Genomic DNA, 18,905 nt, shown 5'->3' on the forward strand with positions numbered 1-18,905 from the left:
CTTCGGCATAGAGGCGATCCACCCGCTTGTGATTCACGACCTCTCCAGCCTGACGCAACTTCAGATAGATCATCCCGGCCCCGTAGCGCCGGTGGCGTTGGGCGAGCGCGATGATCTTCCCCTTCAGAGCAGCATTCCGGTCAGTCACCGGTTGGTAGCGGAAGGCACTTGTGCGCATGCCAATGACCCGGAGCGAGCGCCGCTCGCTGAGTCCCTGGTCAATCATGTAGCGCACTAGATCACGCCGTGACGGTGCGCTCACCACTTTTTTCTCAAGGCCTCTTTCGTGACCTCGTTCTCCAACAGCGATTCGGCCAGCAACTTCTTCAGCCGCGTGTTCTCTGCTTCCAATTCCTTCAGGCGCTTGGCATCCGAAACGCTCATTCCGCCAAACTTGCTGCGCCAGAGGTAGTAACAGGATTCCGAAAAAGCATATTTGCGGCACAACTCTGCAACCGGCAAGCCCGCTTCGGCTTCCCGCAGGAAGCCAATGATTTGTTCTTCACTGAAACGTTTCTTCATGTCCAATCTCCTGTCGCTTGGGATTGGACTCTCAAGTCAGGCGCTACTCAATTCCGGGGGGACGTCGATATTGACAACCGCCATTTCATAATCAAATGCCGCATTGAGTGATGTTTGTGATGCATCAACACGTGCTCGTATGCGGGCTTCCATGTTGGCGGCAACATGTAGAATGCAATGCCATGGTGATTCACAATATCGGTAGATAGGAGACGATGCATGCTGAGCATACCTCGATTGTTACGTGAAATTGGCCGAGGACGTGATGGTGCTCGTGATCTGGATGAGGCTGAGGCCTATACGCTATTTGCCGCAATGCTGGATGGCGGATTGGATGCGCTGGAGCTGGGTGCGGTCTTGATTGCTTTTCGCATGAAATCTGAATCCAAGGCAGAGCTGCTTGGCTTTTTCCGTGCCTGCGAAGATCGGTTGATCCGCCTGCGCAAACCCAGTGGGAAGCTGCTGCCGGTGATCATTCCAAGTTATAACGGTGCACGGCACCAGGCAAATCTGACGCCGCTTCTAGCATTGTTGCTGCAACGATTTGGGGTACCCGTGCTGGTGCATGGGCCACTGGAAGGCATGGATAGAGTCGGCACAGCCTCCATTTTCCGCGAATTGGGGATCTTGCCGTGTGCCACGCTGGCCAAAGCACAGGATGCGCTGGATAAGACAGGGTTGGCCTTTGTCCCGACCCAGGTGACAGCACCAGGATTGAATAATCTGCTTGCCTTGCGTGCCAGACTGGGGGTGCGCAACAGCGCGCACAGCTTGGTCAAGATGATCGATCCAATAGAAGGCGACAGCGTCCGCCTGGTCAGTGTCAGTCACCCCGAGTACCTGATCAAGATGCGTGATTTCTTTGTTACGAATCGAGCAACTGCCTTGTTGCTCCGAGGCACGGAAGGAGAAGCTTTTGCCAATCCCAAGCGGCGCCCCCAGATGGAATTATTCAAGAATCAAATGCATCAAGTATTGTTTGAAGCGGAAAGCGGACCGATTGCCCAATTGCCCAGGTTGCCGGAGTCAATTGATGCTGATGCCACTGCCAAGTGGATTCGCCAAGCGTTGAATGGTCAGGTGCCATTACCCACCCCGCTGGTCAATCAGCTGGCATGCTGCCTATATGCTTGTGGTTATGCGGCAGATTTGAATCAGGCGAAGGCCATTGCCGCAGTGGAAACCAATCATTTCGTATCTACATAGGCAACTGCTCACCCGCTTGATGGGCATTGGGCATGTAGGCCATGCTGAGGTTTCTTGCCCTCCCCCAGAATCAGCTCAATGCGAAGCAAAAAACCGTGTCAACGCCTGATTTGAGGAAGGACTGTCATGAATTTGATTGGCTGGGTGGCGATAACGGGGTGTATTGCTGCCACCCCCTTGGTACTTGGCACCTGGCGCCGTCGCCGCCATAGGCGCAGAGCACAGTTTCTACGCCAGTATGAATTCCCGAAATCGCTGATCGTGCGATTTCGCAACAACCGACCAGAGCTGACTGAGCACCAGCTCAAACAGGTTGAGGCTGGCCTGCGCCAATATTTTCGTATCTCACAACGGTCAAATCGCAAATTGGTCGCCATGCCCTCCAAGGTAGTGGACGAGCTATGGCATGAGTTCATTCTGCATACCCGCAATTATCAGGATTTTTGCCGGAAGGCCTTTGGCTACTTTTTGCATCACACTCCCGCAGCCTCAATGAGCAGCCCAACCACTCAGCAACACGCCATCCGCCGAGCCTGGCACCTGGCCTGTTTCGACGAGGGCATTCCTGTCCACAGCACCCAGCAGGTTCCTCTCATTTTCGGTTTGGATCTTACACTGAGTATTGCAGGTGGTTTTTATTATGTGCCTGACTGCCGGGCGACCAACTCAGCGCCGGGGAGTGATGGCACAACAAACACTCTTTATTGCGGCGCTGACGTAGCGGGGGGCGATGGCGATGCAGGCGGCGGTTTCATCAACGATGCAGATGACAGTAGCCGTAGCTCGTCTGGTTGCGGTGGTGGTGATACGGCTGGAGATAGCGATGGGAGTGGCTGTAGCAGCAGTAGCTGTGGTGGTGGCTGCGGGGGCGGAGGAGATTGAGGCCATATGAATCAGCCTCATCCACCAACACCCTTTGTCTGCAGGAGCGCAGGCCTGCAGCCCCTAGATCAACAGATGCTTATGTCCACTGCTTGATTTTTCTTCCCTCACTGTCAGTAAATGAGCCTACGACAATGATGATCAAGTCAATCAGCGCCCAAATGCCCAACCCGCCCAGTGTCAATAGCTGAAGGATGCCGGTACCGACCTTGCCAACGTAGAAACGATGTATCCCAAAGCACCCAAGGAAAAAGCACAGCAGCATTGCCGGAAGAATGCGTTTGTCGGTAACAAGTTGGGCGGCTGGCTGTGGCGCACCACATCCAGGGCAAGCAAGAGCGCTGCTGTGGATCTGTTTTCCGCAGCCATTGCAGCTGACCAACTGATATACGCTGGTAGTACTCGTCATAAATGATTCCTGTGCTGTGAAGTTGGCGGCCTGCCCAAAAGGCATGGCAGAGTTATCCATTTGACCCGGCAAGAAAGATAATCACCAAGTAATAAATTTATTAATTTTTATATACCACACATAAAATGCAATGACTTACATGGCAATCCAACCTTCCCCCTCAAATCCAAGTCATTGATTATTAAAATAATAAAAACATCCAATAGATAATCCATTTATCAAAAGGCTGCATACAACCCTGCAATACATATTCCCTGATTCATATTGATAATTGAATTATGCGTATCTGACTATGAATGCAGTATTAACGCATGTTGAAACTTGCATATTTGATACGAGGCCGCAGGATGCATGCTTGGAGTGCCGAGTCTGATGCGAAACGGGCTTTGAAATCCATTGAATACATGATTGGCTCAGTCGATGTGAGCTGACCGCAGTCCACCCTCTGAGGGAGCGATCATTGCTTCCTCATTCATAGATGCTTGGCCGCCAACCGGCTCCCGCATTAGCGTGTGTCTTGGTTCATTGATGTCCATCAGTGATTCGCAGGTGCATCACACATATCAGGCGTGCTGGTTGACCAGGTGCCGTGGCCTACTTTGATGCGGTGGGTACATGACATTGGTGATGAAAAACACACTGGCCACTCAACCGCTCACAAGCAAGTATGCCACCCATACTGATCCCACAGGGCTGGTACGGCGCGTTTATATGAGTTGTAAACCGTGTCAGATGATCTGGCCGCACCCACCAATGATCGTCATGATCTGTTCGCCTTATCCAAAAACCTTGATGCAAGGTATGAGAAATATGGCCGTTTGGTAACCTGACAGGTGCCTATCACTATTCATGCAGGCTTGATTTGCTTGCCCAAATTTTGCCGCACATTCAATCCCATCAAGCGCCCCCACCCAAAAAGCCAATTATTTCAACCGCAACGCCAAGCTGAGTAACAGTTTGATCTGCGAATATATACAATTTATCATTAGTACAAAAAATCTGAATTAATAATTAAATCGTTGACGCAATATTGGTAACATGCGAATAATAATTGCAACCGCCAATAAGCCTGGTAATATGCGAATAATAACTACAAGAAGCAAATAAATGGAGATGACAAATATGATTCGCCTTAAATCATCAACCTCTAATTATGGCAACTATCGCCAAGATCAATCCTCCATGAGAAATAGTATGGAGCTGGTGAGAACAATCATCCGAAGCAGCGGACAGCCTATGCCATTTCGCAAAAATTCATAAAAAATTCAATTAATACAATTGATTATATCAATGCTGCGTTCGAGATGACGGTGAAGATCGACGCTCAACCTGGTTGGTGGTTGGCTTTCTACATCTTGAGGCAGTGTGGATGGCATGGCTTGCCTTTTGATTGATACAGTCAATTACACCGCGTAAATATGCTTTTTATTTATTGAATGAAATTATATTCGCATGATTGAATTTCAATACTATTTCAATCTGAACAATCAAATGCAACCACCATCATTCACTGCTCATTGTTAATCAGCAAGATTCAACAAGTTGCATGAACGAGCTGGTCGATTGGTGGATTCATTGCTTATGACTCGGCATGTCGATGTCGATTGAATCAGCCTGCATAGATTGCGGGGCTGGGTGGCGTATTGCCACCTGGAAGCAGCAGATCAACCTGGTACTGCCGTCTGATCGGCAGCAGGGGGAATGTCTTGGATCAGGAATTTGTCCAGGCTTTGACTATTGCCAATAGAAGTAGATGGATCAAGGAGAAAACATGAAGAATTCAAAAGCGGTAGCCGAGAAGAATACGGCCTTGAGTGCGGTGGCGGATGTGGCTTTGGTCAAGCAGGTAAAGCTCAAATCCGATGGGGCAACAGTGCATGATGCGGGTGAAACGCAGTGGTGGTTCGATGCGCGTGGTTGCCAGGATACAGCTTTGCTTGATGCGGTGGAAAAGAGCAACTGTACCCATCTGGTATTGAATGTTGAGCAGTTGCCGTCGATGCACACCCATAAGCAGCGTGTGGTGTGGATTGACCACCTGACACAGCTGGAGCAGTTGGACCCACAGGTCTGGGTATTCACGCAAAGTGAGGAAATCCGCCTTGCTGCGGTGGCGCGACAGCATAAGGCCGGGTTGTTGATCAATGTAGAAGATTTACAGGCGGAGTTTCCATATTGCGTCACGGTTTGTGAGCGAGGGGATGATTTTGTGGTGATCGACATCACCCACGCCACTTATATCCCTTATGAGTTGATGCTCGCCAAGGCGGAGGGGACGCACACCAAGATTCTGCGGAGTGTGCCCATCAAGGGGTTACAGAACATCGTCGAGGATGTGGATCAGTCGCTGAATGCATTTGCCACGATGGAACAAGGTGTAGGTGTGCTGTTCAAGACTGACAAGGTCGGCAGCATCCAATCCCTCAGTAAGAATCTGCAGAGCAGGCAATCCAGCCAGATCGGGCTGGTAGAGGCCGAGGTGGTCGAGGTGCAACATACCGGGCTGGGCAACCGGGTGTGTGTTGATACCACATCGATGATGACTGCCGAGGAAGGCATGATCATCGGCTCTACGGGCTGGGGCGGGATTTTCGTGTGCTCTGAGACACATTTCCTGCCACATATGAATCTTCGCGAGTTCCGTGTGAATGCGGGTGCAGTGCATTCCTATATATGGGGCAAAGATGGCTCGGCCCTGTACCTGAGCGAGATGGAAGCCGGATCGGAAGTGCTGTGCGTCAATAAAAATGGCTCAGCGCGGGTGGTATCGGTCGGTCGCGCCAAGATCGAGCGCCGCCCAATGCTGAAAATCAAATGCCGAGTGGCGCTGGACAAAGTGGATAGCCGTATTCGCGATGCAGCCCGCCGTGATGCCACATTGAAGCGCAATGTGACACCGACAGGCGAGTCGATTGCCAGTGCCGACGAGCACTATGTCTATATCAATACCTTTTTGCAAAACGACTGGCATGTACGGGTGATGGGAGCGGATGGCGTGGTGAGGCATTGCACGCTGTTGCAGCCTGGCGACACCGTGATGGCATACATCGATGTACCAGGTCGGCACACCGGCTTGCGCGTGACTGAGCATATTCTCGAAAAGTGAGGTTGGATATGAACATTGGAAAGAAAACCCGGCTGGCCAATCTGTTCCATCCGGTATCTGGGCACTCCCTGATCATCCCCATGGATCACGGCGCGACACTGGGGCCAGTCGCTGGGCTGGTCCACCCGATGCAGACCATTACCAAGCTCTGTGCGGATTTAGAGCTGGTGCAAGGCCTGGTGCTACACCGTGGGGTCATGGAGCATGTGGTGCAGTCCTTATCACCCTATGACACGCCATCCCGCATCCTACATTTGTCTGCCTCGACCACGGTCAGCCCACGCTCAACCGAGAAGGCGCTGGTCGCCAGCGTAGAGGACGCCATCCGGATGGGTGCAGTGGCCGTATCAGTGCACGTCAACCTGGGGGTTCAGGCCGAGCCGGAGATGGTGCGCGATTTTGGTCTGGTCGCATCACGCTGTCGGGAGTGGGGCATGCCGTTGCTGGCCATGATGTATACGCGCGTGGATGGCGTGGTCAGCCAGGCGACACACCACATCTGCAGCGCGGCCCGGCTGGCCGCCGAGATGGGTGCGGATCTGGTCAAGGTGGTGTACCCAGGCTCAGCGGAAGCCATGCGGGAGGTGGTGGAAGGATGTTTCATTCCAGTGCTGATTGCAGGCGGTGAGAAAGCTTCCAATGCCGAGGCGCTATCGATGGTGGAGCAAGCCATGAAAGGCGGCGCTGCTGGGGTGTGCATGGGGCGCAACCTGTTTCAGCAGGCCAATATGGCGGGCTTCATCGCTCAGATTGGGCAAGCAGTCCATGGAATCAGTCACGTAGAAGCCTTGGCCAATCAGGATGCGCAGCACTCTGCGGCAGCCTGAGTCGGCTCTCGATCAGGAGTAAACATGATGAAGGTCGCTGTAATCGGGGCCAGTGGCGTGATAGGGCGTCGCCTGGTCGCCAAACTACTCAAGATGGGTGCCCATGTCCGCTGTATTGCGCGGGCAACCAGTACCCTGCCTACCTGGCCAAATGGTCTATATGAGCGTGTCACGGCGGACATTCTGGACGAAGCATCACTGACTGCCGCCCTGCAGGGGCAGGATGTGGTGATCAACCTGGCTACCAGCATTCCCAATGGCAAAGGAAAGGGAGATTGGCAGCTCAACGATCGAATCCGTATCGAGGGCACACGCAATCTACTGGCGGCACTGGCCCATCATGGCAACCAGTGCCGACTGGTGCAGCAAAGCATCGCCATGCTGCATCAGTCTTCAGAGCTGGTGGATGAGTGCGCAGAGGTCTGCGGGCAGGGGGTGCTGACTTCGGCCTTGGTCATGGAAGCAGCCATCCAGTCATCCGCTGCCCAGTGGGTGCTGATCCGGGGTGGTGCGGTATACGGCCCAGATACGGCGAGGGATGAGGCGTTCTTCCGACGGATTCAACAAGGGCTCATTGCACCACCGGAATCTCCGGGGCGCTATCTCAGCCTGATCCACATCGATGATCTGGTGGGGGCTTTCATGGCAGCTCTGCATCTGCCCTTGCACGAGCCCTACATCGCAGCGGACAGCTCGCCACTGACCTATCGCACCCTGTTCGCCTCGCTGGGACAAGATGGCGAGCATGCGCCCGACGCCACCCCGTTGAATGCGCTGCCATCGTTCCGGGTAAGCAATCAGCGGCTGATGAAACACGGGTGGCGGCCTCGTTACAGCAATGTACTCCAGTATCTGGAGCAGATTGGTGCGATGCATACCGAACAAACAACACGCTTGCTTGAAAAGGTCTCACCGTGACTTCATTGGCAATGACCTTGAATCGATCCTGGATGTTTGTCGGCTGGATCACGATCTTTCTGGTCGGGACGGATCTGTTCATCGTTTCCCCGTTCCTGCCCGCCATCGGGCAAGAGGTGCATCAGCCTGCTGAATCGTTGGCCATGCTGGTGAGCGTGTTCAGTATCGCCTATGCCATCGCCTGCCCGATCCAAGCCAAGTTTGCTGAGCGTTTCGGCGTGGGCAAGGTGTTGCAGTTCGGCATCTTGCTGATCGGTCTGGCCAATCTCTACACCTCGCTGGCGGCAGACTATTCGCACTTGCTGTTGAGCCGGGCGCTGGCAGGGCTGGGGGCGGCATCCATTTCACCGATGATCTACACGTTGACCGCCGAGCGCACGCTGCCTGCCGAGCGGGCTGGCAAGTTGGCACAGGTCAATTCCGGCCTGGTGATCGCACTGGTGCTCGGGGCGCCGTTTGGCCTGCTGTTGGGCACGTTCTCCGGTTGGCGGTTGGTATTTGCCGGCTTGGCAGTGGCTTTTCTGCTGGTCCTGCCCATCAATAACCTGGCTTGGCAGGCAGAAACAGCGCCCGCAGGTAGGCGAGGCACGACCGGGCGGGTTGCTACGCAGGAAAAGCTGTCAGATGCAGTCCGCTTTTTCGCCTGCATGATCTGCTGGTCTGCTTGTGTCTATGCCACTTATACGCTGTTGCCAACAGCTATGAGCAGTGAATACCAGGTCAAGGTCTCGACGTTGGCCAGCCTGCTGACCAGCTATGGTATCGGCGCGGCGCTGGGCGGCCTGCTGGGCGGCAAGCTGGCTGATCGGATCGGCCCGGCCACTATGGTCCGGCTGGCATTTGCAATGATGGCGGTCACGCTGGGGGTGCTGTATTTCACCTACCCGCTTGGGTCAGTCAACGCCTTGCTGATCAATCTGTTCCTGATCTCGCTGGTGGCCTATGGCTTTTTCCCTGCCTTGCAGGCATGCGCTGCACAGCGTTTTACCGTGCGCCGCCCGACAGTCATGGGATTCCTCAGCAGCAGCCTGTATGTCGGCATGACGACAGGGGCAGCGGTAGGTGGGCAATTGTTTGGCCACTCCGGCATGACCCAGGTGATCCTGTTCTCTACCTCCATGGCGTTGATCGGCCTGGCCATTGCCTCTGGCATCTCAAACCAGCCGACGCCGACAGCGCGCACCCAATAATTCGCGATGGAAAGATACACGATGACAACGCATTTGATCTCACCTCACACCCGGGCGATACGCGAATCGCTATATCACGACCACACACTGGGCATTGGCAACTTCCTGTTCAAAGTTCTGGCCCAGCCGGTGGATGCGCTCAGCGTGCTGTTCTCGCTGGAGCAGCCGTTCGTCGCCCCACGCGGCAAGGCTTATGAGACGCTTTCCCTGCAAGACCTGTACGCTGTCGTGGCAGAGTTGGCAGCTTGGTACCAGCAGCGGGGGGTGACACCTGGGCAGATTGTGTGCACCTACACTGCCGAAGGTATTTCACAATTCCTGCATTTTCTGGCGCTGACCAGCATCCAGGCAATTCCCGCACCGGTGAACTGCCGGATGAGGCCCGATATCACCCTGCTATATCACCAGAAATATCGGTTCGATCATCTGGTGTATGAGCAACATGGCAACAGCGACACATTCCAAGTGCTGTGCCAGGGCGTGGACAACGTACACCGCTATGGTGAAGCCACGCCAGATCTGCCCTTGCAGCCCAGTGGCGAGTGGCCTGCCAGCTACAACGGCGAAGCCATGGTGATGATCTGCCACAGCTCAGGCACCACTGGTATCCCGAAAGCCGTGTTGTTTGGCCATCAGCAGTTTTTCCATGGCAAGCGCGAGCGGTTACGGGTATTTCTGCAATCGGATCAGGATCGCATGCTGAGTGCCTTGCCACACTCGCACTCGGCAGGGGTCAGTTATCTGATGACCGCTGTCCTGCTTGGCATCCCCACCCGCGTGCTGTCGAGCCTGACCGGCCACACCCTTGGTGACCAGATTGCCCGATTTCAGCCCTCCATCGTGGTCGGGTTCCCCCAAACCTATGGTGCGTTGGCCGAATCGAAACTGCCCGCCCAGGCGTTTCCATTCCTGCGCCGATTCTTCAACACCGGCGACACCGCGCATGAGATGCATATCCGCGCATTGCTGGAAGCCGCACCCAATGCGGCCTTCCACGATGGCTTCGGCGCATCGGAGTTGGGTATGGCGCTATTCAGCAAAGTCTCGACTCGCGGCAATGTCACAACGGGTCGCTGTGTCGGGCAGCCTGTTCCTTTTGCAACCGTGCGCATTCTGGATGACCTGGGCCGCGTGCTCCCCGCTGGACAGATCGGCTACGTGGCGATCCGCTCTCGCACCATCACTCCCGGCTACTACCTCGATGAGCCGCTGACCCGGCGCTGCCAAGCACCCGAGGGTTATTGGCTGACTGGCGATGTCGGCTACCTCGATGAAAATGGTGCCTTCATGCATCTGGATCGTGCGGTCGATGTCATCCGTACCGCCAGCGGCCCAGCCTATACACTTGAGCTGGAAGAACTGGTGCTACGCCAATGTGATGAAGTAGATGTCACCGTGGTCGGCGTGCCCCTCAGCCCGCGCACCTGCGAAATGGTGGTGGCCCTGATTGCCGCTGCACCGGGCAGCGAACGCGAACGCTGCCAGAAGGTGCACGATGCCCTGCGCCTGAAGGTGCCCGCCAATGTACCGGTCTGCGTGGCCAGTCTGGCGCCCAATTCCACGCTACCCCTCGGCGCGACCGGCAAAGTGCTCAAACGCGTCATCCGTGAACGTTTCTGGCAGGATCTGAACGCCTATCGCAATCAGGACCTGAGCGTGTTCGGCCATGTGCAGGACACCGATCCAACACTTACCAACACCACACTGTGCGAGGCCCTGTGATGCTGAACGCCAAAAAGATGCTGGACACCGAAAAGGCCAGACTGATTGAGACTTTACGTACCAATTCATTCCTGACCCGCTGCCGAGCGGGGCAGGTTTCGCTGGATGAGCTGAAATATTTCCTGGTGCAACAAGGCCATTACAGTGCATTTTTCACGCGCTATCTGTGCGCACTGATGGCCAATCTGCCCAGCAATGTGGAGGTCTTCGAATTGGCTGAAAATCTGTTCGAGGAGCTGGGCTTCTCAGGCAGCGATGAAACACCGCATTACCTGATATACCGTAAAATGTTGTCTGACTTTGGCCTGAGCCTGGATCAGAACGAGCCGACATCCGCCACCCGAAACCTGATCGACACCATGTTCGCGCATTGTCGCAACCCACAGCCCAGCATTGGTCTGGCTGCGCTGTGCCTGGGTGCAGAGGCGCTGGTGCCCGCCATATACAGCGACCTGATCACAGGTTTCGAGGCCCACAATGTGGACAAAGCGGCGATCTGGTTCTTCCACCTGCATGTGGCATGCGATGATGGCCATGCGGAAACCATCGAGAACATCCTGGTGGAAATGATCGAAAAAGACTCGGCCCAGATGAATCACATCATTGAAACCGGACAGGCCCTGGTTGCAGCGCGGAGTGCTTTTTTCGATGCCATCGAGCGCAAATTCCAGGTTGAACAAGCAGACGCAGTGGCCTGATGCCAGACACTGCCCGGAGCCTGGCTTCGGGCAGTGCCCATCACCCACCGATGGCGTGACGGGTGGACACAGTTTCCGACAGGTTCGGGAGCCATTGACCGAAGCACCCAGAGCCACTTACGGCGACCTTTTCAACCGCAAGATAGGCAAATCATTGAACCAGTTCAGCAAGGTAAGCCAGATTTGAAAACCATCCACGACACCAAAGCATCGCTGATCGAGGCGGGAAAGCAACAGTTACGCTCGCGTCTGCCCAAGGCCAATTGGTCCGTTCGGCAACAACTGGCGCTGACCTGCCGCATCTTGTTCTCCTATGGGCACGAATCCGGGCTGGCGGGGCAGATCACCGCCCGTACAGGTACGGCAGGCACCTATTACACGCAACAGCTGGGCTACGGTTTTGACGAGATCACGACGCAATCTCTACTGATCGTGGACGAAGACCTGAATGTGCTGGAAGGTGATGGCATGGCCAATCCGGCCAATCGCTTCCACTCTTGGATCTATCGTGCCCGACCTGATGTACAGTGCATCATCCACACTCATCCGCTGCATGTATCGGCATTGTCCATGCTGGAGCGCCCCTTGCAAGTGTCGCACATGGATGCATGCATGCTGTACGACGATGTCGCCTTTCTGGCGAAATGGCCCGGGGTGCCTGTCGGTAATGAGGAAGGCAAGCTGATCAGTGGTGTGCTGGGACAAAAACGGGCAGCGATTCTGGCCCATCATGGATTGGTGGTTGCGGGGCAATCCATTGAGGAAGCCTGTGTACTTGCGGTTCAGATCGAGCGGGCTGCCCGGATGCAGTTACTGGCAGAGGCAGTCGGCACCATCCAGCCCATCGACCCGGCACTCGCTCAGGAAGCACATGACTGGATTTTGCAACCCAGCCGAAGCCAAGCCACTTTCTTCTACTTTGCCCGCCAGATCCTACGTCGCCTGTCGGAAGCAGAAACGGTCGAATTGTTGGCAGAATGAGTCCGGCACACGGGCCATGGACAGGGTGGAATACAATGCGAGGCGGTTTTCCCGTCTCGCATTGTTGCTACAACTCCCGCCAGCAGCAGGGTGTTGCGAGCAGTAGTGGAACGATCATGCCTGACGGCGACGAGCCAGCCACAATGCGCCCACGGCCAACGCGCCCAGCAATGCGGTGTCGGGCTCGGGTACGGTACTTGCCGTCACCGTGGCCGCAGGTATCGAATCGCTACCATGGCCGAAAATCGAGATCCCTACCTGCTGGTTGCTCAATTCCAAACGGAACAGATCACCTGCTGAATCGTTGGTCAGCAGGCTGTTGAATGCCTGATCGAACAACTTGACCGCAAAGGTTGTTCCACTGGTTGCATGCTGCGTCAGCCAATCACCAGACAGCTCCACCTCAAAGCTCAAGTTGCTACCGAATTGCCAAGGCAGCAGCAAATCGCTGTTGGCATCGTTGACCAACAACCAGTCCGCACCTGCCGCAGATACATTCCCCAAGATGTCAGCCGGGCCAGTCTGCTTGCCGCCTTGCAGTTTGCTCACCAGGGCCTTGGCCAAGGGCGAATCGACCAGACCGATCAAGCCAAAGTCGATAAACCCTTGCTGGCTTTCCAGCGTGTGTGTATCCACTGACACCTGATACATCGGCCCTGCCCAGCTGGAGGCCGCCATGCACAAACCAGCCAACCCGGCCAGCACCTGCTCTTTGAATCGCTTCAACATCTTCTTCCCTTTTTTACTTGGCGGCCATGACCATGGCCGATGGCCGCCATCATACAGATTGCTTACAACTGACCGCTATACACGACGGTATTGAATCCGATACGCGCGTTGGTTGGGTTGACAAACAACACGGGGACCGCCACCGATTGCCCTGCATTCAAGTTCTGGAACACCTTGACATAAGGCACGCCGCCAAGCTGACCATTGGCGTTCCGCAAGGTCACACCTGCGGGCAGCGCCTGCAGTGCAACGGCTATCGGTGCATTGATGGCCTGCTTGGCTGTCAGAGTGACCGTGCCCTGATATTGCCCTGTCGCGCGATTGAGACTCAGGCCGGATTGGCTGATGCTCAACTGTGCTGATATATCCACCACCTTGGGGGACAACTTGAGGCGTGCCACTTCCGGATCATGATCACTGGTCTGATCGGAAAATTCACTATTGGTGTGCACGACATCGTACTCTGCCTGTTTGGCCAGGCTATGGCTGACCATGATGTGATCCAGTGCCTGTGAATTGCCTTCAAACACATAGGTGTAACGCTCGCCTGCAGGCAGCAATTCCACCAGATCATGCAGGCCAGCCTGCTTCAGCTTGCCCAGCGCATCAGAGAACTCGAAGTCGTTCATGTCGCCCAGCACCACCAGATTGGCTTGCGGATCAGCAGCCAACAGGCTCTTCACAAAGCCCGCCACGAGTGTGGTCTGTTGATTGCGCTGTACCTCGCTGGAGCGCACGGGCGGCTGGTTACGGCCATACAAGCCCTGGTCACCCCCTTTGGAGTTCAGGTGGTTGGCCACCACGAACACCTTCTGACCGTTGAAACGGAACTCCCCAACCAGCGGCTTACGGCTGGCGTCGAATGACGAATCACTCGGGGAAATACGGCCAGGGCTGAAAGACAACGCAACACCATCTGCCTGCTTGACCACGCTGACCGCTGCTGTGGCGCTACCACCAGCGCGATCCACAAAGGCAACCCGAGCCGGGTTGAATAAGAAGCCCTGGCGGATATTGCCCCCAGGTTGGCCACCATCCTGGTCATCCGCCGGATTGATGGAGCGGAACTGGTAACGCGGGCCACCCGCACGCACTATCGCTTCGATCAGCAGGTTGTAGGTGTCGGTTGCGTCCACAACGGAATCATTGGTTGCACCGTTGTTGTCCTGAATTTCCATCAAACCGACGATATCAGGTGCCTGTAGATTCCGCACAACCTGATTGGCCAGACGATCGAACTTGTTCTGGGAATCATTTGGCGACAGGTTTTCCACGTTGAATGACGCAATGGCCAATTCATCTGCCGCTTGCTTGCGGGTGACTTCCTGCTGCAAATTGCCGCTGATCAGCGGGCTCAATTCCGACAATTGCAATTTGTAATTGCCAAATGCGTAGTTGATCACACCTGTTGCCTGGCCGAAACGATCACCGACATTGACAGTCGGCACTTTCACTGTGCCGTTTTGTGCCATCAGGCGCTCAGGGTTGAAGTCGTCTGCGGCGATGATCACACCACCACGAGGCGTGCGTGTGCTGGCATAGGCGCCACCATCACCCAACAAGACCACCTCTCCGAATTTGTTGGATGGGCTGCTGGCCACGGCATTGTTCAATTGCACACGCATGCCTTCCAGGCTTTCCCAGAAGTCGATGCCATTCACAGCCGGGTTGAATGTGCCCACCGATTCAATATCACCAGCGGGGCCGGCGTAGATCGCCTTGGATGGCGGGATACGTCCACCACTACCGATCACCATCGCTGCTGGCAGCGGATTACCACTTGACACCCGCTTGACAGTCACACCAGTCAGCTGTGTCGTTGTCAGGTTGTTGGTACCGGTCGGGCCCCCTGCGCGGAACTCCGCCACCTTGCCGGTCACGGTCACCGCGTCACCTAACTGTACAGTCGGTGCGCTGCTGGTGAAGACGAAGATGCCTTCGGAAGTGGCTGCATCGTTGTCTGGCTGCGGGTCTTGCATGAAAAAGCCATTGTTGACCACCATGGTCACCACGCCAGGCACGTTACTGACGGGTTTACCGTTCAAGGGCGAGATATGTGCACGCCCCTGAATATCACGGATGCGGGCAGTTGCGCCGCCATTGTCGCCGCCGCCGTTATCACCACCACCGCCATTGTCACCGCCCCCATTCGCGCAGTTGACCACCGCAGTACTACGGTTGCGTGGGGCCGGGGTGCCAGCAGCAAAGTCCGCTGCATTATTATCAGTATCGGTACAGCCATTGGCACGGCGCAGGGCCGCGCTGCTATTGCTCAGCGCTGCAGCGGCAGCACCTTCAGCACTGCTGGCCGCGCCGAAGCCGACAAAATCCACCACTTGGCTGTTCGGCAGGCAATTGCTGCTGCAAGCGAGCAAGGCGGTGGTGTTCACCAGAGCGACTTTGCCGCTGGTGGATGACATATTGATGGTGCCGATACTGTCTGGTGTCGGCAGATCCTGGCTGCCACCTGCTCCCGCTGCCTGTTGTACCAGCCAATACTGGCCAGGTTGCAGGACGCCATTGAGGGTCGTTGCCTGCCACACACCGCCGCCGCTGGAGGTGTATTGCACGCTCCATCCAGTCAGATCGACCGGCGCATTGGAACGGTTGAACAATTCGATGAAGTCATGACGGAGTGTCGCCCCGCTATTGCCACCGCCCCCATAGACCTGGCTGATCACCACCGGGCCAGCAGCCTGTGCGGAGCCCAACAACATCAATGACAGCGCAAGCACTCGCGGCGCTATAGAAATCTTCGCTAACATTCTGTTTCTCTTCCTGAAATTTTATAATTGAATTTTCAAAAGTGGAACGCTTGAAAATTTGGGCAGCATAGCCTACAGATATTGCAGTATTACGTCAGCAAAATTTCGCCAAATGGTAATATAAGCCCATCCCGCTCAAAGCAAGCCTGCGTGCCGACGTTCAAACATCCGATACTATTTAAATTGCTGAATTGAAATAATTAATTTAGCAGCAGACTTTTACGGGCAAGCACAATTTCATTCCGCTCGGCGGAATGCATTCCGACTGGGGGAGTGCCGCAGAGGGCACATGACAGACATGACCAGGGGTGCTGATCGCACCACACAGAATCAATCTGGAGAGACAAGCAGAATACAGATGCTCAGATCAAGATATAAAGCATTGAACAGGAATGTTTTATCGCACATCACAAGTGAATTGAACGCCCACCATCCACAGCAATGATCTGCCCGGTAATATAGTCGGCATCTTGCATCAAAAACCTGACAGTGCGCGCAATATCTTCCGGCTCACCCACCCGACGTAATGGCACCGTGTGCAAGATACGCTGACGAGCAACCTCATCGAATACCGATTCTCCCTCAGGCCAGATATTGGCCCCAGGTGACACACCATTCACACGGACATCAGGCGCCAATTCACGCGCCAGGGAGCGGGTCAGCCCAGCCAAACCCGCTTTGGCAATGTTGTACACCACATGGCCCCGCATGGGCCGCTCCGCATGGATATCGACAATATTCACAATCGCGCCATGTGTTTTACGCAGCTCTGGCGCAGCGGCTTGCGACAGAAAAAGGGGTGCCTTCAGATTGGAACCAAGCAGGTCATCCCAATCTTTTTCGGAAATATCCCCAACGGGAGTCGGATAGAAGCTGGACGCATTATTCACCAAGCCATCCAGCCGACCAAACGATCCGATCGTTTGCGCTACCAGCGCAGACAGTGCGCCCGCATTCAACAAGTCGCCTTGCACCATGGCGGCGGAATTCGGGCGCTGCAGATTCAACTCTGCCACCAAAGCTCGCGCATCGCCGGTTGAAGTACGGTAATGCACCATGATCTGTGCCCCGGCAGCATGTAACTGGCGGCAAATCGCAGCCCCAACCCGTTTCGCGCCACCAGTCACCAATACCACCTTACCTTGCACCGCTGCTCTCCTAATTGACCCGCACGATCATTGAACATCGCTCGCCGGCCACATTGACACCCTGTAAAATCAGCATGGAATCGTGACAAGCCGCCCACAGATTGGCGGCATTCATCACGCCATTAATCGAACTAATTTAGCATAACACCAATGTCATCACTACCTACGCCCAGCGCGGATGCGCTCGAACATAGCAACCGGTTGGTTTCCCACATCCGTAGCCACATTGATCACGCGCAAGGCTGGTTGTCATTCGCGGACTACATGGCAGACGCGCTCTATGCACCGGGTCTGGGCTACTACACAGCGGGTAGCGCCAAATTCGGCGGAGCCGGAGATTTCACAACCGCCCCAGAGATGACGCCCGTCTTCGGGCAAATCATCGCTCAACAACTTGCCGAAGCCTTTCAACACACCCGACGGAACATACTCGAATTTGGCGCCGGTAGCGGCAAACTGGCCCTGGATATCCTGCGCGAGCTGGCCGCCCTTAACCAATTACCTGATCGTTATTACATATTAGATGTCTCCGCCGACCTCAAAGAGCGACAATGGCAAACATTTCAACATGATCTGACCTTACTCAAGCACGTGGAGTGGATTGATCAGATTCCAGAAAATTTCGAAGGCGTCATGATCGGTAACGAAGTATTGGATGCCATGCCCGCCCGGCTGGTTCACTACACCGAAAGCGGCTGGCAGGAGCGCGGCGTGAGCTGGCAAAACGATCACCTCACCTATGTTGATCGGCCACTCAGCCACCCCAGCCTTGAAAAACATTGCGCCCACCTGGATGTCCCCACACCCTATCTGACGGAAATCAGCCTGACCAACCGTGGCTTCATCAAAAGCTTGGCCGATCACCTCAGACAAGGCCTCATCTTGATGATCGATTATGGATTTGGGGCCGGTGAGTATTACCACCCCCAACGTGATCAAGGCACCTTGATGTGCCACTATCGCCACCACGCACACAGCGACCCATTTTACCTGCCGGGCCTGCAAGACATCACCGTACATGTCGATTTCAGCGCCATTGCCCACACAGCGATAGACCACGGCTTGGCATTCATCGGCTATACCACCCAGGCCATGTTCTTACTTGGCGGCGGACTGGAGCAAGTGTTGGCACGTTACGATCAGAACGACGTCAAGACCTGGCTACCCATCACCAATGCCGTGCAAAAGCTGACCAGCCCGGCTGAAATGGGCGAACTCTTCAAAGTCATCGGCTTTGGAAAAAACTTTAACCACTCACCTAGTGGATTCACATTTGGAGATCGCAGCCGCTCACTGTAACCCAATCAACCAGGCCAGACACCGCAATCTGCGGAGATCTGGCCCCCCTCAACCAATGACACCCAAACAGCACCAAGCCGACCCACGCAAGCCCGCCCATTGAAAATATATTTACATATCAATCTATTATAAAAACTCATCTATTGACCAGGCCACCTCACGCAAATATTTCTCAAAAAAGTTGCAAACAACGTTTGACAGAAAAAAAAGAACCCGTATAATGCGCGGCTCATGTCGGCGAATTAGCTCAGTTGGTTAGAGCGACGGAATCATAATCCGCAGGTCCGGGGTTCGAGTCCCTGATTCGCCACCAGAATTATAAAGGGGTTAGCGCAAGCTAACCCCTTTAGTTTTTCCTGCAAATTCTTGATGCCCTCTACTACAACGACCCAGCCAGTTTGCATCGGCTAGGTTATCATCCGACACCCCATCACGGGGGCCTTCGCCCCTTAAACTTGATGCAGATGCTGATCATTCTAGAACTCGATCCTGCCTGCAATCCC

Annotated in this window: 14 protein-coding genes, 1 tRNA gene and 1 pseudogene; 11 read left to right on the forward strand and 5 right to left on the reverse strand. The window is 54.9% G+C overall.

Going from position 1 to position 18,905, the window contains the following annotated elements:
- Window positions 1–522 (reverse strand): annotated as a pseudogene (locus tag HNQ59_RS17150) (transposase); the annotation flags it as partial.
- A gap of 219 nt (window positions 523–741) precedes the next feature.
- On the opposite strand from HNQ59_RS17150, the gene ybiB reads away from it, so the two are divergent.
- Both ybiB and HNQ59_RS17160 read left to right on the forward strand, forming a co-directional pair.
- On the forward strand, window positions 742–1,728 hold the full coding sequence (gene ybiB, locus HNQ59_RS17155) for a DNA-binding protein YbiB (protein ID WP_184041623.1): 987 nt from the start codon (window positions 742–744) through the stop codon (window positions 1,726–1,728).
- A gap of 126 nt (window positions 1,729–1,854) precedes the next feature.
- Window positions 1,855–2,610, forward strand: coding sequence for a glycine-rich domain-containing protein (locus tag HNQ59_RS17160; protein WP_246491062.1), 756 nt, complete (start codon window positions 1,855–1,857; stop codon window positions 2,608–2,610).
- A gap of 79 nt (window positions 2,611–2,689) precedes the next feature.
- Here HNQ59_RS17160 and HNQ59_RS17165 read toward each other — a convergent pair whose 3' ends face one another.
- Window positions 2,690–3,019 carry a TM2 domain-containing protein gene (locus HNQ59_RS17165; protein WP_184041653.1) on the reverse strand — a complete coding sequence of 110 codons (330 nt, stop codon included), beginning with the start codon at window positions 3,017–3,019 and terminating at the stop codon, window positions 2,690–2,692.
- Between the two features lie 1,771 nt (window positions 3,020–4,790).
- Here HNQ59_RS17165 and HNQ59_RS17170 point away from each other — a divergent pair.
- The 7 genes from HNQ59_RS17170 (at window position 4,791) to HNQ59_RS17200 (ending at window position 12,461) form a co-directional block, all read left to right on the forward strand.
- Window positions 4,791–6,125, forward strand: coding sequence for a 3-dehydroquinate synthase II domain-containing protein (locus HNQ59_RS17170; protein WP_184041624.1), 1,335 nt, complete (start codon window positions 4,791–4,793; stop codon window positions 6,123–6,125).
- A gap of 8 nt (window positions 6,126–6,133) precedes the next feature.
- Entirely contained in the window at window positions 6,134–6,952 is an 819-nt protein-coding gene (locus tag HNQ59_RS17175; RefSeq protein ID WP_184041625.1) for a 2-amino-3,7-dideoxy-D-threo-hept-6-ulosonate synthase, read from the forward strand.
- A 24-nt stretch (window positions 6,953–6,976) separates the two neighbouring features.
- Window positions 6,977–7,870 carry an NAD-dependent epimerase/dehydratase family protein gene (locus HNQ59_RS17180; RefSeq protein WP_184041626.1) on the forward strand — a complete coding sequence of 298 codons (894 nt, stop codon included), beginning with the start codon at window positions 6,977–6,979 and terminating at the stop codon, window positions 7,868–7,870.
- On the forward strand, window positions 7,867–9,060 hold the full coding sequence (locus tag HNQ59_RS17185; protein WP_184041627.1) for an MFS transporter: 1,194 nt from the start codon (window positions 7,867–7,869) through the stop codon (window positions 9,058–9,060). The genes HNQ59_RS17180 and HNQ59_RS17185 overlap by 4 nt, the downstream gene beginning before the upstream one ends.
- Before the next feature lie 21 nt (window positions 9,061–9,081).
- Window positions 9,082–10,782 carry a class I adenylate-forming enzyme family protein gene (locus tag HNQ59_RS17190; protein ID WP_184041628.1) on the forward strand — a complete coding sequence of 567 codons (1,701 nt, stop codon included), beginning with the start codon at window positions 9,082–9,084 and terminating at the stop codon, window positions 10,780–10,782.
- Entirely contained in the window at window positions 10,782–11,480 is a 699-nt protein-coding gene (locus tag HNQ59_RS17195) for an iron-containing redox enzyme family protein (protein ID WP_184041629.1), read from the forward strand. Before HNQ59_RS17190 ends, HNQ59_RS17195 begins: the two co-directional genes overlap by 1 nt.
- Window positions 11,481–11,663: 183 nt before the next feature.
- Window positions 11,664–12,461: an aldolase gene (locus HNQ59_RS17200; RefSeq protein ID WP_184041630.1), complete on the forward strand. Its 798-nt coding sequence runs from the start codon at window positions 11,664–11,666 to the stop codon at window positions 12,459–12,461.
- 114 nt (window positions 12,462–12,575) lie between these two features.
- Here HNQ59_RS17200 and HNQ59_RS17205 read toward each other — a convergent pair whose 3' ends face one another.
- The 3 genes from HNQ59_RS17205 to HNQ59_RS17215 form a co-directional block, all read right to left on the reverse strand.
- Entirely contained in the window at window positions 12,576–13,190 is a 615-nt protein-coding gene (locus HNQ59_RS17205; RefSeq protein WP_184041631.1) for an NF038129 family PEP-CTERM protein, read from the reverse strand.
- A 62-nt stretch (window positions 13,191–13,252) separates the two neighbouring features.
- Window positions 13,253–15,955, reverse strand: coding sequence for a lamin tail domain-containing protein (locus HNQ59_RS17210; protein ID WP_184041632.1), 2,703 nt, complete (start codon window positions 15,953–15,955; stop codon window positions 13,253–13,255).
- A 407-nt stretch (window positions 15,956–16,362) separates the two neighbouring features.
- A complete protein-coding gene (locus HNQ59_RS17215) occupies window positions 16,363–17,103 on the reverse strand; it encodes a pteridine reductase (RefSeq protein WP_184041633.1) in 741 nt (246 codons plus the stop codon).
- Between the two features lie 150 nt (window positions 17,104–17,253).
- Here HNQ59_RS17215 and HNQ59_RS17220 point away from each other — a divergent pair, with 150 nt between their 5' ends.
- Window positions 17,254–18,402 (forward strand): class I SAM-dependent methyltransferase, encoded by a 1,149-nt coding sequence (locus tag HNQ59_RS17220; RefSeq protein ID WP_184041634.1) that lies wholly within the window; start codon window positions 17,254–17,256, stop codon window positions 18,400–18,402.
- Window positions 18,403–18,638: 236 nt separating this feature from the next.
- A tRNA-Met gene (locus HNQ59_RS17225) sits at window positions 18,639–18,715 on the forward strand.
- Window positions 18,716–18,905: the final 190 nt, after the last annotated feature.

This window comes from Chitinivorax tropicus, from assembly GCF_014202905.1.
Taxonomy (GTDB): Bacteria; Pseudomonadota; Gammaproteobacteria; order Burkholderiales; family SCOH01; genus Chitinivorax; species Chitinivorax tropicus.